Annotated in this window: 1 rRNA gene; it reads left to right on the plus strand. The window is 56.5% G+C overall.

The features are described 5' to 3' along the window. Positions 1–2,617, plus strand: a 23S ribosomal RNA gene (locus WH07_RS20010); the annotation flags it as partial.

Consider the following 2,617-nt stretch of genomic DNA (forward strand, 5'->3'; position numbering starts at 1 on the left):
TGCGCTTGCGGGGTTGTGGGAGTTTCTTTGACTAGTCTGCCGGCTGGTCGGCGAGTGAGAAACCGTATGGGTAGGCGAAGGGCATGCGAAAGGCCCGGCGTAGAGGGTAAGACCCCCGTAGCTGAAATCTGTACGGCTTGTTTGGTGACTTCCCAAGTAGCACGGGGCCCGAGAAATCTCGTGTGAATCTGGCGGGACCACCCGCTAAGCCTAAATATTCCCTGGTGACCGATAGCGGATAGTACCGTGAGGGAATGGTGAAAAGTACCGCGGGAGCGGAGTGAAATAGTACCTGAAACCGTGTGCCTACAAGCCGTGGGAGCGTCGCACAGGCTTTGTCTGTGTCGTGACTGCGTGCCTTTTGAAGAATGAGCCTGCGAGTTTGCGGTGTGTTGCGAGGTTAACCCGTGTGGGGGAGCCGTAGCGAAAGCGAGTCCGAATAGGGCGTTTTAGTAGCGCGCTCAAGACCCGAAGCGGAGTGATCTAGCCATGGGCAGGTTGAAGCGGCTGTAAGAGGTCGTGGAGGACCGAACCCACCAGGGTTGAAAACCTGGGGGATGACCTGTGGTTAGGGGTGAAAGGCCAATCAAACTCCGTGATAGCTGGTTCTCCCCGAAATGCATTTAGGTGCAGCGTCGTGTGTTTCTTGCCGGAGGTAGAGCACTGGATAGGCGATGGGCCCTACCGGGTTACTGACCTTAGCCAAACTCCGAATGCCGGTAAGTGAGAGCGCGGCAGTGAGACTGTGGGGGATAAGCTCCATGGTCGAGAGGGAAACAGCCCAGAGCATCGACTAAGGCCCCTAAGCGTATGCTAAGTGGGAAAGGATGTGGAGTCGCAGAGACAACCAGGAGGTTGGCTTAGAAGCAGCCATCCTTGAAAGAGTGCGTAATAGCTCACTGGTCAAGTGATTCCGCGCCGACAATGTAGCGGGGCTCAAGCGTGTGGTGGATGGTTCACGAGTGAGAATGCAGGCATGAGTAGCGATTCACACGTGGGAAACGTGTGCGCCGATTGACTAAGGGTTCCTGGGTCAAGCTGATCTGCCCAGGGTAAGTCGGGACCTAAGGCGAGGCCGACAGGCGTAGTCGATGGACAACCGGTTGATATTCCGGTACCCGCTTTGAAACGCCCAGTATCGAATCCATTGATGCTAAGGCCGTGAAGCCGCCCTGGAGCCTTCGGGTAAAGGGGAGTGGTGGAGCCGTCGATCCAAGGTGGTAGTAGGTAAGTGATGGGGTGACGCAGGAAGGTAGTCCAGCCCGGGCGGTGGTTGTCCCGGGGTAAGGGTGTAGGGCGTTGTGCAGGTAAATCCGTGCAACATGAGGCCTGAGACCTGATGCCGAGCCGATTGTGGTGAAGTGGATGATCCTATGCTGTCGAGAAAAGCCTCTAGCGAGTTTCATGGCGGCCCGTACCCTAAACCGACTCAGGTGGTCTGGTAGAGAATACCGAGGCGTTCGGGTGAACTATGGTTAAGGAACTCGGCAAAATGCCCCCGTAACTTCGGGAGAAGGGGGGCCACACCAGGTGATGGCACTTGCTGCCGGTAGCTTGGGGTGGCCGCAGAGACCAGCGAGAAGCGACTGTTTACTAAAAACACAGGTCCGTGCGAAGCCGTAAGGCGATGTATACGGACTGACGCCTGCCCGGTGCTGGAACGTTAAGGGGACCGGTTAGCTGGCTTTCGGGTTGGCGAGGCTGAGAACTTAAGCGCCAGTAAACGGCGGTGGTAACTATAACCATCCTAAGGTAGCGAAATTCCTTGTCGGGTAAGTTCCGACCTGCACGAATGGCGTAACGACTTCTCGACTGTCTCAACCATAGGCCCGGTGAAATTGCATTACGAGTAAAGATGCTCGTTTCGCGCAGCAGGACGGAAAGACCCCGGGACCTTTACTATAGTTTGATATTGGTGTTCGGTTCGGCTTGTGTAGGATAGGTGGGAGACTGTGAAGCTCATACGCCAGTATGGGTGGAGTCGTTGTTGAAATACCACTCTGGTCGTGCTGGATGTCTAACCTGGGTCCGTGATCCGGATCAGGGACAGTGTCTGATGGGTAGTTTAACTGGGGCGGTTGCCTCCTAAAGGGTAACGGAGGCGCCCAAAGGTTCCCTCAGCCTGGTTGGTAATCAGGTGTTGAGTGTAAGTGCACAAGGGAGCTTGACTGTGAGACCGACGGGTCGAGCAGGGACGAAAGTCGGGACTAGTGATCCGGCGGTGGCTTGTGGAAGCGCCGTCGCTCAACGGATAAAAGGTACCCCGGGGATAACAGGCTGATCTTCCCCAAGAGTCCATATCGACGGGATGGTTTGGCACCTCGATGTCGGCTCGTCGCATCCTGGGGCTGGAGTCGGTCCCAAGGGTTGGGCTGTTCGCCCATTAAAGCGGTACGCGAGCTGGGTTTAGAACGTCGTGAGACAGTTCGGTCCCTATCCGCTGTGCGCGTAGGAGTCTTGAGAAGGGCTGTCCCTAGTACGAGAGGACCGGGACGGACGAACCTCTGGTGTGCCAGTTGTTCTGCCAAGGGCATGGCTGGTTGGCTACGTTCGGGAGGGATAACCGCTGAAAGCATCTAAGCGGGAAGCCTGCTTCGAGATGAGGACTCCCACCCCC

Source organism: Streptomyces odonnellii (genome assembly GCF_000981895.1).
GTDB classification, from domain to species: domain Bacteria; phylum Actinomycetota; class Actinomycetes; order Streptomycetales; family Streptomycetaceae; genus Streptomyces; species Streptomyces odonnellii.